Raw genomic sequence first — 25,801 nt, 5'->3', positions numbered from 1 at the left:
CAAAAAATAAGAAGAACTAGACGTATAACGAGATGAACCGAATATGTGTTTTTCATGCTAAAGGACAAGTGTCACGAATAGTGAAATAACTATTATGAGAGGAGTCTATAAATTATTGGGCAGTAAGATAGTAAATGAAATTTATATGGGCGATTATTGAGATATATTGGCGCAAGTTAAAATATATCAGCGATTATTGAGATATATCGGCGCAAGTTAAAATATATCAGCGATTATTGAAATATATCGGCGCACCTCAAAATATATCAGCGATTTTTAAAATATATCGACTTATCGACAAAACACGACAAAAGGAGCCCATCCCAAAATGCCTTTTGGAACAGACTCCAATGCTATATTATTTTTCCTTCAAAAAAGTACGATCCTTCAAGAATAAGTTCCAGAAGAAAATAAATCCTGGTAATAAAATTGCAATCCCAATTGCGTATAGAATGAGCAGTGCATAGAACGTTTCTTTCGTTGTAAAGCTTGTAAATACAGTTACGTCAGGATAAATAATATACGGTAAATGCGCGACCCCGTAAGCATAGCTTGCAAATGCATATTGAGCGACGACAGCTAAAACGGCAATGCGAGGGTATCCTAGTGTATTGTACTTTTTGTTTGTCCACCAAAGGGACGAGTATCCGATAACGAATAAAACAATAGAAACTGTAAACCACGGGAATTGCTTTATTAATCCTTGCATAACCCAATGTGTTTCTGGATCCATTACAACGAGGGCAATAATTGCCGTAACGAGCGTTGCAGGACCAAGGATGATAGCATTTCTTCTATAAATTCTATACGTATCTTCTGAACTTTGTTCTCTCGAAAAATCAGCAAGAAAGAGAGAGGAGAGAAATAGTTCAGAAGTTAGTCCGAAGAGCATATAACAGTAGATAACTGGGCTAGAAAGAAGTTTTCCATATAGGAGTACTTCCTTTCCTTCAGACATTGTAATATAGGCTCCCTCTGTAACGGGTAAAACGGTAATTAATAGTGCTGGAATTAATAGACCAGTAATACCTGAAATAACCCGAAGAAGGTATTGGTATTTTGGCAAGGAGTAAGCAAATACCATAAATGTACTACGTACTGCAATGAGCACTAAAATTAACATAACTGGTACGAACATTACTGTCGCAAGAGTAAAGGCCGCTTTTGGAAAGAAGCCGAGAAATGCGACAACGACGAAAACGAGAAACGTATTTGTTACTTCCCAAGTTGGTGATAAGTACCGATTCGCAAGTTTAGCAGCGAGCGTCGGATGTTTTGCGTATACCATGCCCCAAAAACCAGCGCCAAAATCAATGGACCCTAGTATACTGTATACGAAAATAAGGGCCCATAAGATGATGATTGCAATACTTTCCTCATACATGAGAATCGCCTCCTTGGTGTTGTAAATCATTCTTTAATGGATGTCTTCTAAAGAATGTCCGTAGAACAATGACTGTTAAAATAGCGAGTCCAATATACAAAATGATGAACAAAACAAATAAAGGACCGACGAAATCGGCGCGTGTAGATGCATCGACGGTACGTTGCATACCATAAATTGTCCATGGTTGACGACCGCTACAACTGAAAATCCATCCGAATTCAATACCGAGCATCATAATTGGTCCGCATGCGGCAGCCCCCCAAAGTAGCCACTTCGGTAGTTCTGTTCCCTTTTTTCGGTACACGAAATACCAATATAAGAGTGCAATTGTTGCAACAGCAAAGGTAAACGCAGCAGTTCCTACCATTAAGTTGAATAGTGTATGTGTATAAAATGGTGGCCATGTTTCTTGTGGGAATTCGTTTAGTCCTTTTACGACAGTGCTAGGGTCTAGTCCCACTAATAAGCTAAGCATGTTTGGAATTTCAAGTGCATAGTTTAGTTCAAGTGTATTAGGATCCACAACTCCGCCAATGGATAGCGGTGCGTGTGATGTCGTTTCAAATAAAGCTTCAGCAGATGCAAGTTTTTCAGGTGAGTGTTTATGTAAGGCAATCGCTGATTCATGTCCTGAAAGCCACATCGTAGCGCCTGTAATAAATGTAACGACAAGCCCTAATAGCAGCCCTTTTTTATGATAAGCAATTTCACGTGTACTTAAATTTTTCTTCAATAATTTAAATCCAGCAATAGAAGCAATGACAGCCGCACCGGTTGCATAAGCCGTAATAACGACATGAAATGCACTTGTGCCAAAACTTGGATTAAAGAAAGCTTTCCACGGATCAACGTTAAAAACAGATCCATCTGGATTCATTGAAAAGCCTGCTGGTGTATTCATCCATGTATTTGCTGATGTAATAAGCACGGCGGATGCCGTGGCACCAAGCATGACGAAAAATAGCGAGATTAATCTCATAAATGGAGGAAGTTTATCAGCTGCATATACGTAAATCGACATGAATAAAGCCTCCAAAAAGAAGGCGAAAATCTCAATTTGGAAGGGAACAGAAATAACTTGCCCAACAATTTTGGCGAAACCAGGCCAAAGAAGTGAGATTTGCACACCAACAATTGTTCCAGTTGGAATTGCTACACCGAGAAGAATAGCAAACGCCTTTGTCCATCTTTTCGCCATAATGGCATAGTCGGAGTCTTTCTTCCAGTGATAGAGTATTTCGCTTATAAAAATCATCAATGAAAGTCCGACGCCAAGTGTTGCAAAAATAATGTGGAATGCTAATGAAGAACCAAAAAATGCTCTTGCTAATGTTACCGTATCCATATGTAAACTCCTCTTCTTTTTTGCCATTATTTTCTGATTGAATTGGAAGATTTATTCAAAAAAACTACCAAAAATATATATGTATTTAAAAAGTGAATATGATAATATAATGTTGTAATATTTTGAATAGAAAGAAATAAATAGTTTCTCATGTTTTGTTTGTTTTTTTACAGGAATCTTTTATAATCTTTTATGCGAACATAAGTTCTATTTTTCGAAAAGAAGAAGTTTATGTGAAATGGAGAGGGTGTTTTATGTATCCTGAAGTCATTAAAAAGATGGCATTTTCAAAAGAGCATAGAGATTTATTATTGAAGCTATATAATAAAGAGATTACACGTCGTGAATATGATCGGCTTGTACAATCGCTATATAAACCTTCTAAAGAGGTTTACGAGGGATAGAAATGGGGGAGACAATCTAGTGGATTGTCTTTTTTAAATTTATGTATGTTCTGATAAAATTAAGGTTAGCCTTACTAGGGAGGTGAAAAGATTGCGGAAACGTTTATATATAGGGATTGGAATTATCTTCTTGATCGCTTTAGGTGGAATTGTATTTTGGTCAGCTTTACAAGGAAACCGTACAGAAAATTTTATTTTAAGACATATGGTGAATGACAATGGAACGCTTGCCACGTACCGTTTAGTAGATACTAAGGCAGGTACGGGTGAAGCAAAGGGACGTGAAGCTTTATCAGAATCAGCGGGATTATGGTTACAATATACACTTGATAAAGATGATCAGGCGTTATTTGATGAGCAAGTAAAGGTTATTCAAGATAATTTCGTATATAAGAATCATATCGTTTTATGGAAACTCTCTGAAAAGGGAGAGAGGCAGTCAGCTACAAATGCACTTATAGATGATCTTCGTATTATAGAACAATTATATCGTGCTTATGAAATGTATAAGGAAGAGCGTTATAAAAACCTTGCCGATCAATTAAGTGATGCTGTACTTCGTTATAATAAAAAAGATAATTATTATGTTGATTATTATGATGCAGATGCAGGGAAACAAAATAATTTTGTAACAACATCATACATAAATCCACGTGCATTCTCCTATATGAAGAAGTACGACAAAGTTTCTGCTCAGCAATATCAGGAAGTCGTTCAATTTTTAGCGGACTATCCAAGGCATGGCTGGGCATTCCCGAAAGAGTATAAAGAAGATGGTACATTTACGTACGATAAAGAAGTGAATCTTATTGACCAATCATACGTTGCATATCATCGAAGTTTAGGTGGTCTTTCATCAACTGCTTATTTGGAATTTATAAAGAAGAAATTCCAGGAGGATGGAAAGCTATACGGTCGTTACAATTTAGAAACGGGAAAACAAACTGTGAATTATGAATCGCCAGCCGCATACGGATTAACGATTTTGTACGTACTACAAACAGGTGATAAAAAGTTTGCGAAAGAATTGTATGATCATATGGCCACATTCCGAAATGATAACGTATTTAGTAGATATTACGGTGGATATGTAACAGGTGAAAATAATAATACGCATATTTTTGATAATGTACTACCACTTTTAGCTGAAATGGAATTAAAAAAGAGTGAACAATAAAAGTTGCCACCATATGAGGGTGGCAACTTTTATTTGTTGATATAATTTTACGTCCTAATGTTGGAGAAGTAATCAATCACGAATTCACGGAATTGCTGAGCTGTTTTTGATAAGTAGCGTTTTTTTGACCAACTTAATCCGATGGTTCGCTGACAATTGGGTTCAATAATACGCAACTTGCTTGATGCTAAAGTAGAGTTTTTTAATAAAGTTAAACTTGGAACAAAAGCGATGCCGAGACCTTGCTTAATGAGGTCGCTAATCACGGTCGGTTCATCTACTTCAAAAGCAATATGCGGAGTGAAACCAGCTTCTTTGCAAAATTCATCCGTTAAGTGTCGAAATCCATAGCCAGTGTTCATACTAATAAACGGTTCGTTTTTTACTTCATGCAGGTGGATATTTTTTCGGCCTGATAAACGATGGCCTGAAGGGACGACTAAGAAAATTTCTTCTGTAATAAGTGGTTCCCAAACAATCTCCTCACCTTCAATTGGCACAGAGGAGATACAAAAGTCAATTTCTATATTATCTAGTTGTCGTTTCATAGAAGGAGTGGATGCAAGAAATTGTTGGAATCGAACGTTAGGATGTTCTAGTAAAAAAGAGCCAAGTAGTTCTGGTAATATTCTTGGAATAGAAACGGCCAGTGTAATAGAGCTTTGTTGTAATTCGGCTAAATCTTTAATTTCTCGTTCTCCTTCACTTAATTCATGAAAAATACGTTCTACTCGTTTTAAAAATACTTTTCCGAAAGAATTTAAAGTAATCTGTCGGCCTTGGCGATCAAATAAAGGGACTCCTAAATCCTTTTCGAGTCTAGCAATTGTTTTGCTGAGTGAAGGTTGCGCGATATGCAATTCTTCAGCTGCCTTTGTCATGTGTTCTAGTCGTGCAACTGTCTGAAAGTATTTTAACTGGAGCAGTTCCATTTCGAGTCTCCTTTCTATAGACCAAAAGGAATGAATTAATAATTAAAGATGTATTATACAGTATGTAAAGTGACGTGTATAGTAAATCTGTTAAACCATTCGAAGGGTGTTAAATTAGAAGAGGAGTATGTTTCATGAAGGGAATTAAACTTATATTTAAAGATTGGAAAGCGATGTGGCACCATAAACATGGACGTATCGCTTTAATTTTTTTATTAATCGTTCCGTTAATTTATTCAGGATTCTTTTTAGCTGGATATTGGGATCCGTACGGAAAATTAGATAAATTACCTGTTGCGGTTGTGAATTTAGATAAGGGTGCTGCGATGGATGAAAAAACAATTCATGCAGGAGACGATTTTGTTAAAAATTTAAAAGAGAATAAGGAATTGGCTTTTCATTTCGTATCAGAAAAAAGTGCGGATGAAGGGTTAAAAGAAGATAAATATTATATGGTTGTTACGATTCCGGAAGATTTCTCTAAAAAGGTAAGTACACTTATGGATGAGAAACCAGAGCCAGCAAAGTTGCAGTACAAAGTAAATCCAGGTAAAAACTTTGTAGCGGCTCAAATTGGAACGACAGCTGTTGAAAATATGAAAACAAAAATCTCAAACAGTATTACGAAATCATATACAGAAGGTGTTTTTTCAAAGTTTCAAGATTTGGCACAAGGGTTGAGTGATGCAAGTAATGGTGCTGAGAAGTTACATGAAGGAACGACCGATGCAAAAAATGGAGCGAATCAGCTTGCGAATGGTATTGATCGTTTAAGTGACGGGACATCGAAATTGAAAGAAGGAAGTGACAAGCTTGCGTCTAGCCAATCTGCCTTAACGGGGGGAGCAAATGAGCTGAGTCAAGGAGCGACATCACTTCATAGTGGTATGGAGTTATTAGCACAAGGTGAAAAAACGTTACAATCAGGAGTTAGTGAATTAAGTGCTGGTACAAATGAATGGGTGAGCGGAAGTGAGAAGCTTGCTGAAGGGCAAGTAAAAGCGGATGGGGCGGCCAATAGTGTGAAACAACAATTAGAAGAGTACGTGAAAAATCATCCAGAAGTGCAGCAAGATCCCGCTTTTCAAAAAATTGTTGCTACGTCTAATGGACTAGCTAAAGCAACAAGTACTTTAAATAATAGCCAACAACAATTGACACAAGGTGCGAAGAAGCTAACTGATGGTCAACATAAGATTGAAGAAGGCATGAATACATTCGGATTTAAGTTAAATGAAGCTACTGCTGGAACGAAAAAGATAGCAGATGGTGCATCGAATTTGGCTGATGGATTTATGAAGTGGGGAAATGGATTTACATCCCTGCAAGAAGGTGTAAATCAGCTTGCGAGTGGTGGAACGGAGCTGAATAACGGTGCTAGTAAATTAACAAATGGACTTGTTAAACTTGATGATGGTGCGAAAGAACTTTCTACGAAATTAGGAGAGGGCGCAGAGAAGATAGCGGATGTTCGTAATGATGATGCACGCAATACGATGTTCTCAGAGCCAGTTCAGTTAGTGAAGTCAACAGTTTCTGACGTTCCTAACTACGGTTCAGGCATTGCACCATATTTCTTATCACTTGCATTTTATGTTGGCGGAATTATGGCATCGAATATTTTACCTCTTGGCCGCAGACAAAACATGAAGGTAAGCGGAACGGTACATTTTATTAATAAACTAGGATTGGTATATTTAATTGGACTCATTCAAGCGCTACTCGTAGATGTAGTTGTGCTAGGTGTTATGAAATTAGAAGTCGCAAGTGTGCCACTCTTTGTTTTATCAAGTATTGTTATTTCCTTTACGTTTATGACATTTATTCTTATGCTAGTAACAGTATTTGGTCTTGTTGGAAAGTTCTTAGCGGTAACGCTTCTTGTCCTGCAATTAGCGACGAGCGGAGGTACTTTCCCAGGAGAATTAAACATAGCTGTTCTTAGCAAAATTGGACAGTTTCTCCCAATGTCTCATTCTCTTAGAGGATTACAAGATGTTATTTCTTTAGGAGATTGGTCGCAATTACAAATGCAAATTTTAATATTGTTATGTTATCTCGTTGTTGCCGGTGGAATTGCTTGGATCACGAGTCATATACAGCATAGAGAAACGAATGTAGAACAAGTTTCTTAAAATGAAATAAGCTATCCGATTTTTTCGGATAGCTTATTTTTTATTTGCGTTCCATTACTGCAAAGTAATTATTTTCATTATCAGCAAAGTTGAATGCTCTACCAGTAGGTAAATCTACAACCTGTCCAACTGTGACATTTTTCTCAGAAAGATCTTTATATAGACGGTCTAAGTCATTTGAGAAGAACATAAGTGAAGGCGTATTTAGGTTTAGTTCAGGTTGCATCTTCGCGATTAACGCTTTATCGTGAAGGACGATGCTTGTTCCTGCTTCTTTCGCCGGTGCAATTTCAATCCAGCGGAATCCGTTTCCGTTATTTTCTTCCGCAATGATTTGGAACCCTACTTTTTCTGTCCAAAATTGTACTGTTTCGTCTTGGTTATTTACATATAGCATAATTTGTCCAACTTGATTAATCATAGGTGTCTCTCGCTTTCTTTTTATATGCGTATTATTATATCAAATATATGGCTTGAATAGTTTTTTATGATTTTTTCGTAATACAACCTTCGTCCATTTCATCTTTGTTGTAGGAGAAGGCCCTGTAATCCAAGTATGAAATGGTATTGTGCTACAAATGACCATTGTTGAAATAGAGATAATGGCCGTTAACACAAATAGTAATAGGGCATATAATATAGTATTTTCTTGCAGTGTGAATAAGGAAAGAAGTTTTGTGCATAGTTGCAAGAAGAATAAATGAGCTAAATAAGCACCATACGTGTAATTACCAATGAAACGTAACGTTTTATATAAGAAACCACGACGCTGTACTATCATAATAGATAACACATACAGTATGATAATTTCGCATACGATATATAAAAACATAGATGGTTTTAAATAGGTAGAAACAGTTAAATGAATAGAGTTTGCTCCGTAAAAACTAAACAACTCATAATTGATGAATAAAAATAAGATGAAAAATAATATTGTTATAAGCGGGATATGTTTCATGACGAATAGACGCCAAGTTTTTAGTGCTACAGCGGCAATGCCGCCCATAACGAAATAGAATGAGTAGAATAGAAATGATCGATCTGTATAATGTAAAATTGTTGAACTTGTTAATTTTTCTCCATTAAAAATATAGTGAGAAGAGAACCACATTAATAGAAAATATAGGCAAGCGAAAAAGGTCATATATTTATATATGTCTTTTTTATTTTCTGTTCGTTTTTGAAACCAATAAAAAAGTGTGCATAGTAAAGGGAACAATAAGTGAATTTGGAACATCATAATAACGTACCAAAGATGGGGAGCGGCTGTTCCGAGTAATAAACTTTTTATTCCACTTTGTAACGTAATAAGATTATTTGTTGTTAATAAGTAAAGAATAGACCAAAAGAAATAAGGAATGAGTAAGTGTATCGCTTTTTCGGAAATATATTCTTTGTATACTAATTGCTTTGTATAGTGACGAATTAAGTGAAATCCAACGATAAATATGAATGCTGGTGCTGAGAATTTTGCAAGATTAAATAGCATGCCCATAATGAGGGATTGCTCAAGTAAGACATTTCCTTGATTCATTGTATATAATAAAGAACTTTGCAAAACGACAGCGAGAAATGCAATGCTTTGCAAAACTTTAAATTCTGGTGCGCTTTGTGTCATTGTGTCCATCTCCTTTTCCATACATGATTATAGTACGGAGAATGGATAAGAGGTGTGGAATATTTGTGAAGGTTTTAACAAATTTGTGGCGGAATGGATTAACAACAAAGAAAGAGGATGCTCAAAACGAGCATCCTCTTTCTATTTATTAAGCAAATTTGTTTTTGATCCAGTTCTTACCTTCTACAAGGCGAGCTGTCATTACGGCACAAGCGTTATCTGCTGTTACGTTTAACATCGTTGCAGGAGGATCAATGATTGTACTAATTGCTGCGATAATTGGCAGTGCTTCTGGCGGGAAACCGTATAGAGATACAATTAACATCTCACCGATCATACCGCCGCCTGGAATAGCACCCATTACTGTTCCTACTAATAGAGAAACAACAAGTGCGATTGCTAATGTTTTCGGTCCTTCGAATTCCATGTTGAAAATACCGAATAAGAAAGCAATTTTTAATACGCCACCTAAAACAGAGCCGTCTTTATGAAGTGTAGAACCAAGAAGGACAACTGTTTCACGAACGTCTGAAGAAATACCCATTTTCTTTGTTGCTTCTAAGTTTGCTGGAATACTTGCGGCACTACTACAAGTTGCAAGTGATGTAACTGTAGGAGAGACCATGTTCTTCCAAAATACTTGTACACCTTGTTTGCGACCTGCAAGGTATGCATAGAATGTGAAGAATACAAAGAAATAAATGAGAGAAGCAGGATAGTATACCATTGCTGCTCGGAAGTAAGTTCCAAGAAGTTGTGGTCCGAATTCGCCAACTAATGCTGCGAAGTAAGCAGCAAGTCCGATTGGAGCGTAGTACATAATGAAAGATACAACCTTCATTGAAATCTCTGCACCAGCTTGTAGGAATGTAGCAAATGGCTTTCCTTTTTCGCCAACTGCTGAAGTTGCAATCCCCATTAAGATAGAGAAGAAAATAAGAGCTAACATATTTTCACGAGATAGTAACTTCGAGAAGTCAGATACTGTTAAAATACCGACGATTTGATCTGCAACACTAACAGCTTTGCCGGCTTTGTCAGGTTGTGTTAGTTCTAGTACAACACCTTGTGCTGGCGGGAATACTTTCACGACAATAATCATAAAAATAGCAGCTAAAATACTTGTAAATAAGAAAGTCCCAGCCATACTAGACATAATTTTACCGAAACGTTTTAATCCATCCATATTAGCAATAGACGATGCGATGCTAAAGAACACTAGAGGTACAACAATCGTAAACATTAAGTTTAAGAAAATGTCACCAAGCGGCTTTAAAGCAACTGCATCGGCACCCATGAAATAACCAATGAAACCACCAATTAGGATAGAAGATAACAAAATAAGTGGAAAGCGATATGCCTTCATAAATATATCCTCCTATCAATTAAAAAAATCATACTGAATTATTATAGCGAGTTAGCGTCCTCTTTACTAGGAGAATACGGATAAATGGAATAGCGTGAAAACGAAGAAATTTTTGTTTTTAAGCTCGGCATACAGCAGGAAATCTAGACATATATATTTGTAACCTAGTGGTGGCAAGGGATGCACCATAACTTAGGTAGAGAAAAAGGGGGAGGGAAGCGGGATGAATATTTTACTTTGCTGTGCAGCGGGAATGTCTTCCAGTTTGATTGTTACAAAGATGGAGAAAGCAGCAGAGGCAAGAGGGATAGAAGTAACAATCTGGGCAGTATCAGGTTCTGAAGTGAATAGTCATATTGATAAAGCTGATGTCCTTTTACTTGGACCGCAAGTACGTTATTTATTACCGAAAATGAAAGAACTATGTAAGGATAAAGGGATACCTGTTGATGTCATTCAATCTGTTCATTACGGACTTTGTAATGGAGAAGCTATCTTGCAAGCAGCTTTGTTAATGAAACCATGAGGAGAGTGGGATAGATGATACGGTTTTTAGAGAAGTATGTGATGCCGGTAGCAGGGAAGGTTGCAGAGCAGAGGCATTTACAAGCAATTCGAGATGGAATTATTTTAACGATGCCTTTCTTAATTATTGGATCGTTTTTCCTCATTATTAGTGCACTGCCGATACCGGGATATAAAGATTTTATGGCAGGTTTGTTTGGGGAGAATTGGCAGCGAGCTTTAGGGTATCCAGTTAGTGCAACTTTTAATATAATGGCTTTAATAGCTGTTTTTGGAATCGCTTACAGACTTGGAGAGTATTATAAAGTAGATGCTTTAGCATCCGGGGCATTGTCGCTTGTGACGTTTTTACTTGCGACTCCATTTCAAGTTGCATATATTATACCAAGTACAAAAGAAAGTGTACTTGTAGAAGGCGCTATCCCAGCTGCATTAATGGGAAGCCAAGGGTTATTTGTAGCAATGATTATTGCACTTATATCTACTGAACTTTATCGGTTTATTGTACAAAAAAAGATAATTATAAAGATGCCAGAGACAGTTCCACCAGCTGTCACGCGTTCATTTGCAGCACTTGTTCCAGGATTTATTGTTGTCACAGTTATTTGGATTTTGCGCTTAATTATAGAAAATACTTCTTTTGGCAGTATCCATAATATTGTAGGACAAATTTTACAGGAACCGCTTAGTGTACTTGGTGCTAGTCTTTGGGGCGCGATAATAGCAGTTATTCTCGTTCATGTTCTTTGGTCTTGTGGAATTCATGGTGCTACTATTGTTGGTGGTGTAATGAGCCCCGTTTGGTTGTCGTTAATGGATCAAAACCGAGTTGCTTTTCAAGCTGGGCAAGATGTACCAAATACGATTACGGCACAGTTTTTTGACTTATGGATTTATATGGGCGGTTCTGGTGCAACGCTTGCTCTAGTTGTCGGAATGTTACTATTTGCACGAAGTCAACAATTAAAAAGTTTAGGGAGATTGTCAATTGCACCTGGTATATTTAATATTAATGAGATGGTAACTTTTGGTATGCCGATTGTGATGAACCCACTTTTACTAATTCCATTTATATTAGTTCCAGTCGTGCTAACAATTGTTTCTTACTTTGCAATGGAATGGGGATGGGTTGCACGTCCGAGTGGGGCCGCTGTACCTTGGACGACACCTATTCTTTTTAGTGGATATTTAGGATCGGGCGGGAAAATTTCAGGTGTTATTTTGCAACTTGTTAACTTTGCGCTAGCATTCTTCATTTATTTACCGTTCTTAAAAATATGGGATAAACAAAAACTGGCGGAAGAAAAGGGGGAGTAAAGAACTACAATGGATACGATAGAGACGAAAGCTTTTCATTTAATCTTGCATGGGGGAAACGCGAGAAGTTGTTCAATGGAAGCAATTGATTGTGCGAAGCGTGGGGAGTTTACAGAAGCTGAAGCTAAATTACAAGAAGCACTAGAGGAATTAAAGGAGGCGCACCGCGTACAAACGGAGCTTATCCAGAAAGAGGCTGGTGGCGAAAAGACCGAAGTTACTCTTTTAATGGTACACGCGCAAGACCATTTAATGAATGCAATTACGGTGAAAGAATTAGCGAGTGAGTTTGTAGAGTTATATAGGAAGATGTCGGTGGATGAATGAACCTTGCTTATGCAAGGTTTTTTTATTTCACTAAATAGTGGGTTAAAATAATGAATTATTTTTCATTGAAAAAGTTTTTTTAGTGTTTTTTCATATTAAACACAACTAGACGACTAAACACTAATCTATTTTCATACAGTTATGTGTTAAAAGCGTGTTGTTTTATAACACACTGTGTATTTTTTGGACGACACACTAATTGAAAGCGTTAACACACAAAGAAAATGCTCGAAAAAGCACTGATTTTAGTGGTTTTAAAAAGTTGGCACGCTAATTGCATTAATAAATAGCGTAAAGAAAAATAAATAAACATAAATTTTTTATACTACACAAGGGGGATTTTCAAATGAATATTTTATTATGTTGTTCAGCAGGGATGTCTACAAGTTTACTAGTTACAAAAATGGAAGCGGCTGCAAAAGCTCGCGGTCTAGAAGGCAAGATTTGGGCTGTATCTGGGGATGCAGTAAAAACGAATATCGATCAAGCAGATGTGTTATTACTAGGACCACAAGTTCGTTACATGCTCTCTTCAATGAAAACGCTTGCTGACGAGAAAAATGTTGGAATCGACGTTATCAATCCAATGCACTACGGCATGATGAATGGAGAAGCAGTTTTAGATCACGCATTAACACTTAAAAAATAATTAGGGGGGAAGCGAAATGCAAAAGTTTATTGCATTTATGGAGAAATATTTAGTTCCAGTCGCAGGTAGAATTGGATCGCAGCGCCACTTAGTTGCAATCCGTGACGGATTTATCGCAGTTATGCCTCTTATTTTAGTTGGATCATTTGCAGTACTTATAAATAACTTACCAATTGATGCTTTCCAAAACTTTATGAAGGGCACATTTGGTGACGCTTGGAAAGATGTCGGTGGCGGTATGTGGACTGGTTCCTTTGCTATACTCGCCCTCATAGTCGCAGTTGGGATAAGTTACAATTTAGCGAAATCTTACGGCGTCGATGCGTTGTCAGCAGCAATCATTACATTCGGTGCATTAATTATTATTTCTCCGACAACGCCAAAAGAAGGCGGTATTGATTTAGCGTGGACAGGGGCACAAGGTCTATTCGTTTCCATTATAGTGGCTCTTCTTGTAACAGAAGTGTTTAGATTCTTTGTTCAAAGGGATATTACAATTAAAATGCCAGATGGTGTTCCACCGGCAGTAATGAAATCATTCGCAGCGTTAGTTCCAGCATTCGTTATTTTGATTGTAACAGCAGGTATTCAATTAGCTGTGAAACTTGCGGGAACAAGCATTCATAAAATGGTATTTGAAACAATTCAATTACCATTACAAGGTTTAGCGGGTACATTACCAAGTGCAATTATTATTGCTCTACTTATTCACGTATTATGGTTCTTCGGATTACATGGTCCAAATATTATTGGGGGGATTATTGACCCAATCTATTTACCAGCATTAGAGAAAAATATGAAATTATTTAATGATGGTATGTCTGCATATGACGTACCGCATATCTTCACAAAACCATTCTTTGATGTATACGTATATATCGGGGGATCGGGTGCAACGTTAGCATTCTTAGTGGCAGTAATGCTTGTAGCGAAAAGTGCGCAGCTTCGCGGTGTAGGCCGTGTATCTATCGGTCCTGGTTTCTTTAATATTAACGAACCAGTTATTTTCGGTACGCCAATTGTATTAAACCCAACGTTAATTATCCCGTTCGTACTTACACCAGTTGTATTAGTTATTACTTCTTATACAGCAATCACTTTAGGATGGGTACCAAAAACAGTTGCGTTAGTTCCATGGACAATGCCACCAATCTTTAGTGGTTATCTTGTATCGGGCGGAAGCATCGCTGGTGCAGCACTACAAGTGGTGAACTTTGCTATTGCGGTAGTAATTTACTATCCATTCGTATTAATGTGTGACCGTACTTATGTACAGGCTGCAAAAGCTGAAACAAAAGGAAGCGACAATTCAGTATCACTTTAAAAAATATTATTCTGGCGAGTTCCTATAGCTCGTCAGAATAATTACCTTTATATCATGTTCAAAAAGATGATACTCATCTACAAGAACACCAAACTATCATTCATAAAATAATAATTTAATAGACATGTTCAAACTGAAGGGGTATTTAAATCGGTTGAACCTTATAGAGAGGGCGGTAATTATGATGACTACAGCAGAACAAATTCCATTCCAATTGATTTTAAATAGTGGTAACGCACGAAGCTTTGCGATGGAGGCACTTCAATTTGCCAAACAGGGGAAAATGGCAGAAGCAGATGAAGCGATGGTAAAGGCGAAAGAAGCGATTAATGAAGCGCATCATTTTCAAACAGAGCTCATACAATCAGAAGCAAGAGGAGAAAAAACAGAGGTTAGTGTTCTTTTAATTCACGCACAAGATCATTTAATGAATGCGATTACAGTGAAAGAATTAGCAGCAGAGTTTATCGATCTTTATAAAAAGTTTGAAGTGAAAGGGGAATAAAGCATGACTGGAATTAAAATTGCTACAATCGGCGGTGGATCTAGTTATACACCAGAGTTAATTGAAGGATTTATTAAGCGTTATGATGAGCTTCCTGTTCGTGAAATTTGGTTAGTAGATATTGAGGCAGGAAAAGAAAAGTTAGAAATCGTTGGTAACTTAGCGAAACGTATGGTGAAAAAATCAGGTTTACCAATCGAGGTACATTTAACACTTGATCGCCGTGAGGCATTAAAAGATGCAGACTTCGTAACAACACAACTTCGCGTTGGTTTATTAGAAGCACGTGCAAAAGATGAAGCAATCCCATTAAAATATGATGTAATCGGTCAGGAAACAAATGGTCCTGGTGGTTTATTTAAAGCGTTGAGAACGATTCCTGTTATTTTAGATATTTGTAAAGATATGGAGGAGCTCTGTCCGAATGCATGGTTAATTAACTTTGCAAATCCAGCTGGTATGGTAACAGAGGCTGTCCTTCGTTATACAAATATTCAAAGAGTAGTTGGTCTATGTAACGTTCCAATCGGAATCCGCATGGGTCTTGCAAGATTACTTGAAGTAGATGCAAGTCGTGTCCACGTTGATTTCGCAGGTTTAAATCATATGGTATACGGACTAGATGTATACTTAGATGGCGTAAGTGTAATGGATCGTGTGTTAGAGCTTGTGACAGATCCAGAAAAGCAAATTACGATGGAAAATATCGCAGCGCTTAACTGGGAACCAGACTTTATTCGGGGCCTTCGTGCAATTCCATGTCCATACCATCGTTACTACTACAAAACACGTGAAATGTTAGAAGAAGAGAAAGAGGCTTCTGTTGAAAAAGGTACACGTGCAGAAGTAGTAAAACAATTAGAAAATGATTTATTTGAGTTATATAAAGACCCGAACTTAGATATTAAACCACCACAATTAGAAAAACGTGGCGGAGCTTATTATAGTGATGCAGCATGTAGCTTAATTACGTCTATTTACAATAATAAAGGTGATATCCAGCCTGTTAATACACGAAACAACGGAACAATTGCAAGCTTACCACATGATTCAGCTGTTGAAGTGAACTGTATTATTACGAAAGAAGGCCCAAAACCAATTGCAGTTGGAGATCTTCCAGTACCAGTTCGCGGTTTAGTACAACAAATTAAATCATTCGAGCGCACAACAATTGAAGCTGCTGTTACAGGGGATTATCATAAGGCGCTGCTTGCTATGACAATCAATCCACTTGTACCATCAGATAAAGTTGCAAAACAAATTTTAGATGAAATGTTGGAAGCACATAAAGAGTATCTTCCACAGTTCTTTAAAAAGGTAGAGAAGTAAAAGCGGCGCTATTTAGCCCGCTTTTTTTATTCTATTAGGAGGTATTATGATGATTAAGTTAATTGTAAATGCAGATGATTTCGGTCTTACAGAAGGTACAAATTACGGCATTATTGATGGGCATATAAATGGACTTGTAAATTCAACGACGATGATGATGAATATGCCAGGAACAGAGCATGCGGTACGCTTAGCGAAAGAGTATAACCTACTCGGAGTAGGCGTACATCTCGTATTAACAGCAGGGGAACCACTTCTTGGAAACGTACCATCACTTGTAGGTAGCGACGGATCGTTTCATAAACAAAGTGTTGTAAGGGAAGGGAATATAAATCCAGAAGAAGTTGAGAGAGAGTGGACTGCTCAAATTGAGAAATTCCTATCTTATGGATTAACACCAACTCATTTAGATAGTCATCATCATGTACACGGATTACCGATCTTACACGAGGTTCTTGAGAGATTAGCAGCTAAATATAATGTTCCAATTCGTCGTTGTGGGGAAGATAGAGCGGTGCATCCATTTTCTGATGTATTTTACAGTGACTTTTATGCGGATGGTGTGACGGAAGATTACTTTGTGAAGTTAAAAGAAAGAGTACAAGGTGAACAAACGGTAGAAATTATGGTTCATCCAGCTTATATTGATCCAGAGCTTGTGAAGCGTTCTTCTTACGTAATGGATCGTGTGAAGGAATTGCGTATTTTAACAGAGAGTGAGTTGCCTGAAGGGATAGAACTTGTGAAGTTTTAATAGAAAAACGACGGCTACATCATGCCGTCGTTTTTTATTTACAAAATGGATAGAATATATCCGCCAAAAGCTCCAAGTATAACGATAACCCAAGGCGGTGCTTTCCAAAAAGCTAGTAAGCAAAAAAGAAGCGAAGCGAAAACGAAATCTGAAGCATTTATAATTGTACTCGTCCAAATAGGATCGTAAAAAGCGGCAATTAAAATACCAACAACTGCGGCGTTAACACCAAGTAGTGCGCCTTGTATGAATGATATTTTTCTCACATTGTTCCAAAATGGTAAAACACCAATAACGAGTAAGAAAGCAGGGAGGAAAATCGCAATTGTTGCGATTATTGCCCCAAGCGTCCCGTTTAACACTGCTCCTATATAAGAGGCGAATGTAAATAGTGGTCCTGGTACTGCTTGTGTTAATCCGTATCCAGCTAGGAACTGTTCTTTCGTCATCATTCCGTTTTGTACGAACTCACCTTCAAGAAGGGGCAGCACGACGTGTCCTCCTCCAAATACAAGTGCGCCAGAGCGATAGAAACTGTCAAATAAAGCGATGTAATAAGAGAACGGTCTTAATATTGGTAGCAGTAGTAATAGTCCAAAGAATAAGACGAGGCAAGAAACTGCTATCTTTTTTGAAATAGGTACTCTTATATTTTGAGATTGGCTAATTGGTTGGTTGCGATATAAAAACCAACCGATAAAGCCACATATTATAATAAGGATGACTTGTGTCCAACTACTTGGCCATAATAAGGCGATTGCGGCAGTTACAATCGCAATCGTTGCACGATTTCGATCTGGAGTTAACTTTCGCGCCATTCCCCATATGGCATGAGCGACAATAGCGACTGCTACAAGTTTTAGTCCATGAATCCAGCCAGCACTTCCAAGATCGAACTGATTAAGGAATGAGGCGAAGAAAACCAAAACAAGCAAAGACGGTAAAGTGAATCCAATCCATGAAATAATAGCTCCTAATAGACCGCCCCGTAATAATCCAACCCCCATACCGACTTGACTGCTGGCAGGACCGGGAAGGAATTGACATAGTGCTACTAAATCTCCATAGCTTCGTTCATCCATCCATTTTCTTTTTTGCACGTATTCGTGGTGGAAATAGCCGAGATGAGCGACAGGACCGCCGAATGAAGTAAGTCCTAATTTAAATGAGACGAGAAAAATCTCTAATAATGTATGAAAAGTGTATTTGTTAGTTTTCAATGGAACCTCCTATAATGTTTTTCTATGTGCATTATACAAGAGACTTTCAATCTACAGGAACAATCACAATGTAAAGATTTTGTGAATCTTTTCTTTGTAATTAAAATTGAAAAAGTCATAAATGATTATGTTTAAACCATAAAGTAGTAGAAGTAGTGCTGGGAAATTTATATAAGGAGAATGCCTTATGACAACACATTTCTTTGCCAGGTTAACAGGTAAGAGGGAAGTGCCTCCTGTAAATACAGAAGCTTTTGGGGTAGCAGAGTTTATTTTTAGTGATGATTTAACGAAATTGCATTACAGAGTAATACTAAAAAATATAGAAAAGGTTACATCTTGTCAAATTCATTTAGGGAAGTCTACTCAAATTGGTCCTGTTGTTTTATATTTGTATGGTCCACTGGAGCAAGGGATTAGCTTGAACGAGGGAAGTATTACTGGTGTAGTGAATGTAGAGGATTTTGAGGGACCTTTACAAGGGAAATCATTCGTACATTTACTTCAAGAAATTATTCAAGCAAATGTATATGTTAATGTCCATACGAAATCACAAAAAAGAGGAGAAATAAGAGGGCGAGTTAGAAAAGTAAAGAAATAGAGGCAAAGGCTGTCCATATGTTGGAACAGCCTTTTCTCATTATATAAGGTGCTAGTTTTAGCAATTATTGTCGGTAAATCGATATATTTTGAAAATCGCTGATATAATCTGAGTTACGCCGATATATTTTGAAAATCGCTGATATAACTCACGTTACGGTCGATATTTTTAAAAACGGCCTCGATTAATTTTTCACAGGCTGATTTTTAATAAAGAAGTCCATAACATAAAATACTTCGTCATCAGGTATTTGTATTTCAAATGTATTTTCAATTGGTTGCAACGCTTTTTTTACTTTCATATACATCCAGTACTCATCTTGTCTTCTTTTCTCTTTATCAGGGTGAGGAAGAAGGCTTTCTCCTTTTTGAAGACGGTCAACCATACAGCTCATATGCAGAATAACACCCATTAAGCTATCAGGAGTTAGTTGTAAGGAAATTAATTCCTGAATTGTATTTAATGCGTAACGAATTGTTTTGATAAGTAATGCTCCATCGTTACGCTGCATTTGTTGTTCAAGAATATCCGCCATTTTTGCATATGTTTCTTCATACGTAATTAATTCTTGAATTGGCTGAATCGCTGTGTAGTTTACGATGTCTTGGAAATGATATGTTAAGCATGGTACTTGCACATCGAAATTCGTGACAATACAAATGATGTTACGCTCTTTTTTTATGTTCTCAATCATTTTCGTTAAATCTTTTTCATGGACGATACTAATTGGTATAATTTCAATTAAGTCTTTATCAAATCGTAAATAGTTCTCTAACATTTTTTGAATAGCTAAAGCACTTCCTTCACCAGTTAAGCAAGCTGTTAAAATAACAGATTTCATTGGAGAGAGAGGTTTTTTCTTTTCTTCTTGTACGTTTAAGTAAAATGGTGTTAAATTTTTTACTGTTTCATACAGCGCATCTAATGAATAACCGAGCTGAGCTTTTCGAGCTGCTTCTAGTGCGTGTGGTGTGCTCGTCATCGAGAGAACACGTACAGGGATTTTGAACTCCGTTTCTAATATGTCACCGATATAAGCAAGTGACCCCATATCGACAAGTAAGAGAAGCCCATTTACATTTTGTAGTGTTTTCATATACACTTTCACACGTTCCAAGAAATCTTTCGGTGATTCGTGTAACGGCATATCAATACCGGTTACTTCCTCAATGCCGAGAAGTTCGTTTGCGACGTTTGCCATTTCAGTTGCGATGCCATTACCGTGTGCTAATATTAATACTTTTACTTCTGTTTGTGAGGCAGGAATTGGATCAACAACGAAGAACATTGTTAAAAAGCCAGCTTCATCAATAGGCATTGTTATTTGTAATTCTTCCTCCAGTAGTTGAATGCATTGCATAGCTACGGAAAAAGCTTCTTTATATTTCGTACGAATCTGATTTAATTGTGGGTGATGTATTTGTTTTCCGCTTTGTAAACGTTGTAGAGTTGTCTGTACATGTAAACTTAAAGCGAGAAATACTTTTTCATCAAACGTCTTAGATAAATGCTTTTCAGCAAGTTCCGCTATTTTTTCACATACGGAAACGATATTACGATCCACAATTTTAAAAACATTTTCATGGCTTGTTTTTTTTGATATTTGGTTAAAATATTGTACGAAAAAGCTTTGAACATCATTTTCTATTAGTAATTCTAATTCTTCCTCTTCAATACCACGTGCTTGAAGTTCTTCGTATTTATAATCAATATAATCGTAAATAGAGGAGCGTTTTTCATCTTCTGTTTTATGATTACTCCAACCTTCCTCACCTGTAAATACAAATGTTTCATTTGGTATTTGGTATAAGTGACGGCTCTTCCTTTCAATGAACAATCCTTCTTTCATATACCAAGGTAAATCTGTACTTGAAACATAGACAGAATCACGTTTCTTTGTGACCAAATCAGAATAGGCTTTCGCACAGGCAATTTGAACATCTGTTTTTAATTGACCAATGTTATTGGGACAATTGTAAAAGACGAAAGCACGCATTGCATTTGGGCTAACGTGAATGTCTTTTCGTAGACGAATTGCTTCATTTGTGAAAAATAGCTGTAGTAAAGCAAAGCGCTCTTTATGTGTACGCTCACGAAGTGGTGGCAGCGTAACAGTCATTGGTATACGTCTTGTAAATGTTTTTAATAAAAATGAATTTGGTTCTTCTGTTGTTGCAGTAATGATTAATACTTGTGCTTTACGTTCGTTCTCTGTTTCTCCAAGGCGGCGGTATACTCCGCGGTCAATAAAGGTGAAAAGCATTTCTTGTCCCTCTGGAGGCAGGCGATGTACTTCATCTAAGAAAAGAATTCCTTCATGTGCTTTTTCAATTAACCCTTTTTGATCACTTGCTCCTGTATAAGCTCCTTTTTTAATCCCAAATAATTGCCCGAGTAGTAACTGTGGATTATTTGCATAATCAGCACAGTTAAATACGATAAATGGTGCATCTTTTGGAAGCTGTTCAACTTCAATTGCATATTCGTGCATTAAAGAAGCAAACATAGACTTTCCGACCCCTGTTTCTCCCAGTAGTAAAGTATGCATACCGTTTGGAGGATAGAGAATAGAAGCTTTCGCTTTTTCAATTGCAATTTTAAGGCTCGTATTTTCAATTGCAAATGTATCTAATGAAGTTATGTCTTTTGAATGCGTTTCCAACGAAGTGTTCGTTTCTATGTAAAAACGAACAGGTCGCGTATTTGTTTTTAATAAACGTTTATCTTTTACAAGTTTGTTTAAATCGCTACTTACATTGGCGCGATCTAGTTGCAGAAATGTAGCGAGTTCTGATGCGGTTACACCTTCTGTATAATTGCCTTTTTGTATTGCGTTAAAAATGAGATCTATTCGTTTCATTTCTATTCACCTCGAAACTTCATCACTATTTAAAATTTTACACAAAAATGGGAAGGGTGGGAAGAGAAAAATAAAACAGCTTTAGCACATAGGCACTAAAGCTGTTACAATCTTGTGTCTTTCCAAAAATTCACCTTGAGATGAGAAGAAGGATTATAGGGAAGAAGTTTGTATCCTTGTGACTGTAAATAATCAATTACTTTTGGCAGTATTTGTACGGTTACACTCGAATCATGCATTAAAATGACTTCGACTTGTTCATCGCTTTGATTACGTACTCTTTCGAGTATGGCAGAAGGATTGTCATAGCTTTTCCAGTCGTATGTATCGATCGTCCAATCCCACATTTTATACTGGGCCGATACAAGTGCGTCACGGTAATTCTTTTTTAAGTAAGGCATACTACCATATGGAACGCGAACGAGATGTGTATTTAATTTCGTAACTTGCTGGACAATGCTTTGTGTTTGCTCCATTTCTGCAATTAAAGTGGAAGGGTCACCAGTGTAAAGGCGTTTTACATCATGTGACATGCTGTGGAGCCCGATATAATGTCCTTCTTTAATTAATCGTTGCATCGTTTTTGTGTAATGTGGCACTTTTCCGCCAATAACAAAGAAAGTTGCTTTTCCGTTCTTTTCTTTTAAGATGTTTAAAATTTGTGTAGTATATTTGTTTGGCCCGTCATCAAATGTTAAGTACGCAATTTTTTGTGTAGGAGAAGTTGTTTCAGTATTTGGATGATATTCAGCAGGAATAACAGTTGTTGCTTCAGTATTAGATGATACGTACATAGTAATCGTTAAAAATAAAATAATACATTGAAATACTCGCTTGATCATAACATTCACCCTCAGTTTGACAATCAAGATGTAAAAAGAAAACTTGATACTTTTCTTATTATGTATATCTTTCTCCAATAGAGGAACTCTCAAACAATCTATATTTTGGAAATATAAAATGAGAATAAAAAATAGCATCCTCTTATAAGAAAGAGGATGCTATTTGAATATTTCATAATTGAAAAGGCTATACTACAATTAGTCTTCGCGTTTTTTCACTTTTTTATAAAAGGAAATGATTGGTTTGTAGCGTTCATGTACAAGCCCGATTATTTCAGCGATGATTTCTGTGAAGAAAATCAAAGCGAAAAGAAGAATAATGGATAACCATAACGTTGCACTAGTGAAAATAATGGCATTTACACTAAAGAAAATACCGAATGCGTATATAATTAGTACCGTTTTGCGATGAGAGAATCCCATTGCAAGTAAGCGGTGATGTAAATGCGATTTATCTGGTGCTGAAATAGGTTTTTTATTTACGATACGACGGATGATTGCAAATATCGTATCAAATATAGGTACACCTAAAATGATAATTGGAACGATAAAACTGAATAACGTTACACTTTTGTATAATCCAAGTAACGATATAACAGAAATACAGTATCCTAAAAATAGTGCTCCTGTATCTCCCATGAAAATTTTTGCTGGATGGAAGTTGTAGAATAAAAATCCAATTGTACTTGCTAATATAATTAATGCAAGTGGCAAGATAATAGCTGTTCCAGTACCCCATGGGCTAGTGAAGGCCATATATGCTAGCGTTGCAAGTACGATAGATGAAATCCCAGCAGATAATCCATCTAAGCCGTCAATTAAGTTGATTGCATTCGTAATACCTACAAGCCAAAATACTGTAATTGGATAAGCAAGCCATCCAAGTTCAGTATCCCCAAGGAATGGGATATATAATACTTGCACTAATAATCCACTTTTTACAATCATAATGGCAACTAACAGTTGTCCACCGAATTTTACTCTCGCAGATAACTCGTACATATCATCTAAAATTCCGATGATTACAATGATAATCGCACCTAGCGTTATCGATAACATTCTTTGTTCATATAAGCCGCCGACAACAAATCCTACAGCTACACCAATAAATATTGCCAACCCGCCAAGACGTGGCATAATCTTTTGGTGCACTTTACGTGCGTTTGGCTTATCTGTCGCTCCTATTTTAAAAGCTAATTTAATAACTAAAGGAGTAACGACGAGTACAGTGATGAAAGATGCCAAAATGGCATAAATCACTTGTGAGTCCATTAATACCCCACCCTTTATAGTCTAACGTAATTTTTTTTTGAAAATATATTTATCTGAAAATTATGATGTTTATTTACAGGCTCATAACATATGGTATCACAAAAAGATTAGAATTCAATCTTTTTTTCTTTTTACGGTTAATGGAAGCGGATAGAATATATGACAATTGTATATAGAATGTTGAATCATATAAGAAGGTTAATCGTACTGGGCTTTGGAATGTAACATTTCCTCTTTTTCTTCAATAGTGAATACTTTTATTTCAGTATTATAAGTGTTGCACGTAGAAATGAGTAAGTTTCGTGTTAAAATGTGGGAATTTATCACGCGTGACCTGGCAGCCTGATTCTCACTGATTAAGTTTTACTTTATAGTGCATTTAATTTTACAAAAACTTTAAAAAAAGTAAGGGAAGTAATTCATATAATGAAGAAGGAAAAGGGTTTTCTCATTTTTAATATGAGAGGGGGAAGCGCAGGGAGAGTTCTATATTTCATATCTTTTCTATTGTAAATTCCTGTGCGAAAAGGAAATGAAAATTACGATAGTAGGTACTGGATATGTTGGATTGATTACAGGAGTAGGATTGGCAAAATTAGGGCATTCAGTTACATGTTTTGATATAGATGATGAAAAAATTGAACGGATAAAACAAGGGGATTTACCTATTTATGAGGCCAGATTACATGAATTAATAAATTATGCATATGAGAATAATGCTTTAACTTTTACATCAAATAAAGAAGAGGCATTTGATGATGTAGAGTTTATATTTATTGCAGTTGGAACACCACCGTTATTAGATGGGACGGCAGATTTAACGTATATTCAGAGTGCTTGTAACGATATTGGATTATATGCGACGAACGATATTATTGTTGTTACGAAAAGTACAGTTCCAGTAGGCACAAATGATGTAATGAAGGGATGGATTGAGGAGAAGTTAAAAGGGAGGCATACAGTACATATCGTATCGAATCCAGAGTTTTTGCGTGAGGGTTCAGGTATTTATGATTTCTTTCATGGAGATCGTATTGTAATTGGAGCGGATAGTAAGGAAGTAGCAAGAAGAGTAGAGAGTTTGTATAGTCAATTATGCTTAGAAACGTATGTTACAGATATTAAAAGTGCGGAGATGATTAAATACGCGTCGAACGCCTTTTTAGCTACAAAGATTAGTTTCATTAATGAAATTTCAAATATATGTGAGAAGGTAGGCGCGAATGTATTGGATGTTGCCAAAGGGATGGGAATGGATAAGAGAATCGGTGCATCTTTTTTAAATGCGGGCATTGGCTACGGAGGGTCGTGTTTTCCGAAAGATACGAAAGCACTGGTACAAATTGCGGGAAATGTTGCTCATGATTTTCGTTTGTTAAAAGCAGTTATTGAAGTAAATAATAAGCAACAGCTGCTATTGATTGAAAAAGCGAAAAAAGTTATGAACATGAATAAAAAGCGGATTGCAGTTCTTGGCGCATCCTTTAAACCGAATACGGATGATATTAGAGAGGCATCATCTCTTATTATAATAGAAGCATTAATTAATATAGGTGCAGATATTGTTCTTTATGACCCAAAAGCAATTCAATATGTAAAGAATATATTTGGAGATGCTATACAATATAGTAGATGTATAGATGAATCGATTAGAGATGCGAGTGCGGTTTTTATCGTAACAGAATGGGGAGATATTCAAACTTATCCGTTAGAAAAGTACGTACAACTTATGAGGGAGCCTATTTTATTTGATGGGAGAAATTGTTATACTGATGAAGATGTTAAGAAACAAAAGATAGATTATTACTCGGTGGGAAGAAAAAGTATTTGTAATAGAAAAGTTTCTGTTATGCGTTAAAAAGGGATGTACTCATGCATATTTTTATATGTCATAATAGAAGCTGTAATTAGT

General features: G+C 36.6%; 23 protein-coding genes. 13 read left to right on the top strand and 10 right to left on the bottom strand.

Features of this window, described 5'->3' with window-relative positions; all coding sequences use genetic code 11:
* Positions 1-358: 358 nt before the first annotated feature.
* Both N2V80_RS25915 and cydA read right to left on the bottom strand, forming a co-directional pair.
* Positions 359-1,384: a cytochrome d ubiquinol oxidase subunit II gene (locus tag N2V80_RS25915; RefSeq protein WP_000272788.1), complete on the bottom strand. Its 1,026-nt coding sequence runs from the start codon at positions 1,382-1,384 to the stop codon at positions 359-361.
* Positions 1,377-2,732 carry a cytochrome ubiquinol oxidase subunit I gene (cydA, locus tag N2V80_RS25910; protein ID WP_000381987.1) on the bottom strand — a complete coding sequence of 452 codons (1,356 nt, stop codon included), beginning with the start codon at positions 2,730-2,732 and terminating at the stop codon, positions 1,377-1,379. Before cydA ends, N2V80_RS25915 begins: the two co-directional genes overlap by 8 nt.
* Positions 2,733-2,986: 254 nt before the next feature.
* Between cydA and N2V80_RS25905 the strand changes: the two genes are divergently transcribed.
* A complete protein-coding gene (locus tag N2V80_RS25905) occupies positions 2,987-3,136 on the top strand; it encodes a hypothetical protein (protein ID WP_000283181.1) in 150 nt (49 codons plus the stop codon).
* 91 nt (positions 3,137-3,227) lie between these two features.
* Positions 3,228-4,313: a hypothetical protein gene (locus N2V80_RS25900; protein WP_001231654.1), complete on the top strand. Its 1,086-nt coding sequence runs from the start codon at positions 3,228-3,230 to the stop codon at positions 4,311-4,313.
* Between the two features lie 47 nt (positions 4,314-4,360).
* Here the strand turns inward: N2V80_RS25900 and N2V80_RS25895 are convergent, their stop codons facing one another.
* Complete coding sequence (locus N2V80_RS25895; protein WP_000421928.1) at positions 4,361-5,245, bottom strand: LysR family transcriptional regulator; 885 nt, start codon at positions 5,243-5,245, stop codon at positions 4,361-4,363.
* Between the two features lie 134 nt (positions 5,246-5,379).
* Here N2V80_RS25895 and N2V80_RS25890 point away from each other — a divergent pair, with 134 nt between their 5' ends.
* The gene (locus tag N2V80_RS25890; protein WP_000676213.1) at positions 5,380-7,380 is read left to right on the top strand and encodes a YhgE/Pip domain-containing protein; all 2,001 of its coding nucleotides are present in this window, start codon (positions 5,380-5,382) and stop codon (positions 7,378-7,380) included.
* A gap of 40 nt (positions 7,381-7,420) precedes the next feature.
* On the opposite strand, the gene N2V80_RS25885 is transcribed toward N2V80_RS25890, so the two are convergent.
* The 3 genes from N2V80_RS25885 to N2V80_RS25875 all read right to left on the bottom strand — a co-directional run bounded on the left by N2V80_RS25885 (position 7,421) and on the right by N2V80_RS25875 (position 10,364).
* Complete coding sequence (locus N2V80_RS25885) at positions 7,421-7,801, bottom strand: VOC family protein (protein ID WP_000610162.1); 381 nt, start codon at positions 7,799-7,801, stop codon at positions 7,421-7,423.
* Positions 7,802-7,840: 39 nt separating this feature from the next.
* Entirely contained in the window at positions 7,841-8,998 is a 1,158-nt protein-coding gene (locus N2V80_RS25880; RefSeq protein WP_000194320.1) for an acyltransferase, read from the bottom strand.
* 148 nt (positions 8,999-9,146) lie between these two features.
* Entirely contained in the window at positions 9,147-10,364 is a 1,218-nt protein-coding gene (locus tag N2V80_RS25875; RefSeq protein ID WP_000649376.1) for a dicarboxylate/amino acid:cation symporter, read from the bottom strand.
* Between the two features lie 223 nt (positions 10,365-10,587).
* Between N2V80_RS25875 and N2V80_RS25870 the strand changes: the two genes are divergently transcribed.
* The 8 genes from N2V80_RS25870 (at position 10,588) to chbG (ending at position 17,094) form a co-directional block, all read left to right on the top strand.
* Positions 10,588-10,890: a PTS sugar transporter subunit IIB gene (locus N2V80_RS25870; RefSeq protein WP_001023554.1), complete on the top strand. Its 303-nt coding sequence runs from the start codon at positions 10,588-10,590 to the stop codon at positions 10,888-10,890.
* 14 nt (positions 10,891-10,904) lie between these two features.
* Positions 10,905-12,206 carry a PTS cellobiose transporter subunit IIC gene (celB, locus tag N2V80_RS25865; RefSeq protein ID WP_061655221.1) on the top strand — a complete coding sequence of 434 codons (1,302 nt, stop codon included), beginning with the start codon at positions 10,905-10,907 and terminating at the stop codon, positions 12,204-12,206.
* 9 nt (positions 12,207-12,215) lie between these two features.
* Entirely contained in the window at positions 12,216-12,533 is a 318-nt protein-coding gene (locus N2V80_RS25860; RefSeq protein ID WP_000379645.1) for a PTS lactose/cellobiose transporter subunit IIA, read from the top strand.
* Between the two features lie 346 nt (positions 12,534-12,879).
* Positions 12,880-13,182: a PTS sugar transporter subunit IIB gene (locus tag N2V80_RS25855; protein WP_001023567.1), complete on the top strand. Its 303-nt coding sequence runs from the start codon at positions 12,880-12,882 to the stop codon at positions 13,180-13,182.
* Positions 13,183-13,198: 16 nt separating this feature from the next.
* On the top strand, positions 13,199-14,506 hold the full coding sequence (gene celB, locus N2V80_RS25850) for a PTS cellobiose transporter subunit IIC (RefSeq protein WP_001168848.1): 1,308 nt from the start codon (positions 13,199-13,201) through the stop codon (positions 14,504-14,506).
* Between the two features lie 181 nt (positions 14,507-14,687).
* Positions 14,688-15,011: a PTS lactose/cellobiose transporter subunit IIA gene (locus N2V80_RS25845; RefSeq protein WP_061655222.1), complete on the top strand. Its 324-nt coding sequence runs from the start codon at positions 14,688-14,690 to the stop codon at positions 15,009-15,011.
* 3 nt (positions 15,012-15,014) lie between these two features.
* On the top strand, positions 15,015-16,340 hold the full coding sequence (celF, locus tag N2V80_RS25840) for a 6-phospho-beta-glucosidase (RefSeq protein WP_000145762.1): 1,326 nt from the start codon (positions 15,015-15,017) through the stop codon (positions 16,338-16,340).
* Positions 16,341-16,389: 49 nt separating this feature from the next.
* Positions 16,390-17,094: a chitin disaccharide deacetylase gene (gene chbG / locus N2V80_RS25835; protein ID WP_044584987.1), complete on the top strand. Its 705-nt coding sequence runs from the start codon at positions 16,390-16,392 to the stop codon at positions 17,092-17,094.
* A 38-nt stretch (positions 17,095-17,132) separates the two neighbouring features.
* Here chbG and N2V80_RS25830 read toward each other — a convergent pair whose 3' ends face one another.
* The gene (locus N2V80_RS25830) at positions 17,133-18,314 is read right to left on the bottom strand and encodes a chromate transporter (RefSeq protein WP_061655223.1); all 1,182 of its coding nucleotides are present in this window, start codon (positions 18,312-18,314) and stop codon (positions 17,133-17,135) included.
* 187 nt (positions 18,315-18,501) lie between these two features.
* Between N2V80_RS25830 and exsM the strand changes: the two genes are divergently transcribed.
* Positions 18,502-18,915, top strand: coding sequence for an exosporium regulatory protein ExsM (gene exsM / locus N2V80_RS25825; protein ID WP_000207046.1), 414 nt, complete (start codon positions 18,502-18,504; stop codon positions 18,913-18,915).
* Positions 18,916-19,099: 184 nt separating this feature from the next.
* Here the strand turns inward: exsM and N2V80_RS25820 are convergent, their stop codons facing one another.
* From N2V80_RS25820 to N2V80_RS25810, 3 genes are all read right to left on the bottom strand, one after another.
* Positions 19,100-21,775 (bottom strand): PRD domain-containing protein, encoded by a 2,676-nt coding sequence (locus N2V80_RS25820; RefSeq protein ID WP_000820967.1) that lies wholly within the window; start codon positions 21,773-21,775, stop codon positions 19,100-19,102.
* A 104-nt stretch (positions 21,776-21,879) separates the two neighbouring features.
* Positions 21,880-22,617, bottom strand: a complete 738-nt coding sequence (locus N2V80_RS25815; RefSeq protein ID WP_000597152.1) for a polysaccharide deacetylase family protein — start codon at positions 22,615-22,617, stop codon at positions 21,880-21,882.
* Between the two features lie 198 nt (positions 22,618-22,815).
* On the bottom strand, positions 22,816-23,889 hold the full coding sequence (locus N2V80_RS25810) for a glycosyltransferase family 4 protein (protein WP_000378319.1): 1,074 nt from the start codon (positions 23,887-23,889) through the stop codon (positions 22,816-22,818).
* Between the two features lie 532 nt (positions 23,890-24,421).
* Here N2V80_RS25810 and N2V80_RS25805 point away from each other — a divergent pair.
* Positions 24,422-25,747, top strand: coding sequence for a UDP-glucose dehydrogenase family protein (locus tag N2V80_RS25805; RefSeq protein ID WP_000704920.1), 1,326 nt, complete (start codon positions 24,422-24,424; stop codon positions 25,745-25,747).
* The last annotated feature ends 54 nt before the right edge of the window (positions 25,748-25,801 follow it).

This window comes from Bacillus sp. FSL W8-0640, assembly GCF_038007725.1.
Lineage (GTDB): Bacteria > Bacillota > Bacilli > Bacillales > Bacillaceae_G > Bacillus_A > Bacillus_A cereus.
This window is presented reverse-complemented; position numbering and strand designations above follow the sequence as displayed.

What these genes read in the sequence shown, in the direction of transcription:
- N2V80_RS25915 (WP_000272788.1), bottom strand. Translation starts at nt 1,384, where the DNA reads ATGTATGAGGAAAGTATTGCAATCATCATCTTATGGGCCCTTATTTTC.
- cydA (WP_000381987.1), bottom strand. Translation starts at nt 2,732, where the DNA reads ATGGATACGGTAACATTAGCAAGAGCATTTTTTGGTTCTTCATTAGCA.
- N2V80_RS25905 (WP_000283181.1), top strand. Translation starts at nt 2,987, where the DNA reads ATGTATCCTGAAGTCATTAAAAAGATGGCATTTTCAAAAGAGCATAGA.
- N2V80_RS25895 (WP_000421928.1), bottom strand. Translation starts at nt 5,245, where the DNA reads ATGGAACTGCTCCAGTTAAAATACTTTCAGACAGTTGCACGACTAGAA.
- N2V80_RS25890 (WP_000676213.1), top strand. Translation starts at nt 5,380, where the DNA reads ATGAAGGGAATTAAACTTATATTTAAAGATTGGAAAGCGATGTGGCAC.
- N2V80_RS25885 (WP_000610162.1), bottom strand. Translation starts at nt 7,801, where the DNA reads ATGATTAATCAAGTTGGACAAATTATGCTATATGTAAATAACCAAGAC.
- N2V80_RS25880 (WP_000194320.1), bottom strand. Translation starts at nt 8,998, where the DNA reads ATGACACAAAGCGCACCAGAATTTAAAGTTTTGCAAAGCATTGCATTT.
- N2V80_RS25875 (WP_000649376.1), bottom strand. Translation starts at nt 10,364, where the DNA reads ATGAAGGCATATCGCTTTCCACTTATTTTGTTATCTTCTATCCTAATT.
- N2V80_RS25870 (WP_001023554.1), top strand. Translation starts at nt 10,588, where the DNA reads ATGAATATTTTACTTTGCTGTGCAGCGGGAATGTCTTCCAGTTTGATT.
- celB (WP_061655221.1), top strand. Translation starts at nt 10,905, where the DNA reads ATGATACGGTTTTTAGAGAAGTATGTGATGCCGGTAGCAGGGAAGGTT.
- N2V80_RS25860 (WP_000379645.1), top strand. Translation starts at nt 12,216, where the DNA reads ATGGATACGATAGAGACGAAAGCTTTTCATTTAATCTTGCATGGGGGA.
- N2V80_RS25855 (WP_001023567.1), top strand. Translation starts at nt 12,880, where the DNA reads ATGAATATTTTATTATGTTGTTCAGCAGGGATGTCTACAAGTTTACTA.
- celB (WP_001168848.1), top strand. Translation starts at nt 13,199, where the DNA reads ATGCAAAAGTTTATTGCATTTATGGAGAAATATTTAGTTCCAGTCGCA.
- N2V80_RS25845 (WP_061655222.1), top strand. Translation starts at nt 14,688, where the DNA reads ATGATGACTACAGCAGAACAAATTCCATTCCAATTGATTTTAAATAGT.
- celF (WP_000145762.1), top strand. Translation starts at nt 15,015, where the DNA reads ATGACTGGAATTAAAATTGCTACAATCGGCGGTGGATCTAGTTATACA.
- chbG (WP_044584987.1), top strand. Translation starts at nt 16,390, where the DNA reads ATGATTAAGTTAATTGTAAATGCAGATGATTTCGGTCTTACAGAAGGT.
- exsM (WP_000207046.1), top strand. Translation starts at nt 18,502, where the DNA reads ATGACAACACATTTCTTTGCCAGGTTAACAGGTAAGAGGGAAGTGCCT.
- N2V80_RS25820 (WP_000820967.1), bottom strand. Translation starts at nt 21,775, where the DNA reads ATGAAACGAATAGATCTCATTTTTAACGCAATACAAAAAGGCAATTAT.
- N2V80_RS25815 (WP_000597152.1), bottom strand. Translation starts at nt 22,617, where the DNA reads ATGATCAAGCGAGTATTTCAATGTATTATTTTATTTTTAACGATTACT.
- N2V80_RS25810 (WP_000378319.1), bottom strand. Translation starts at nt 23,889, where the DNA reads ATGGACTCACAAGTGATTTATGCCATTTTGGCATCTTTCATCACTGTA.
- N2V80_RS25805 (WP_000704920.1), top strand. Translation starts at nt 24,422, where the DNA reads ATGAAAATTACGATAGTAGGTACTGGATATGTTGGATTGATTACAGGA.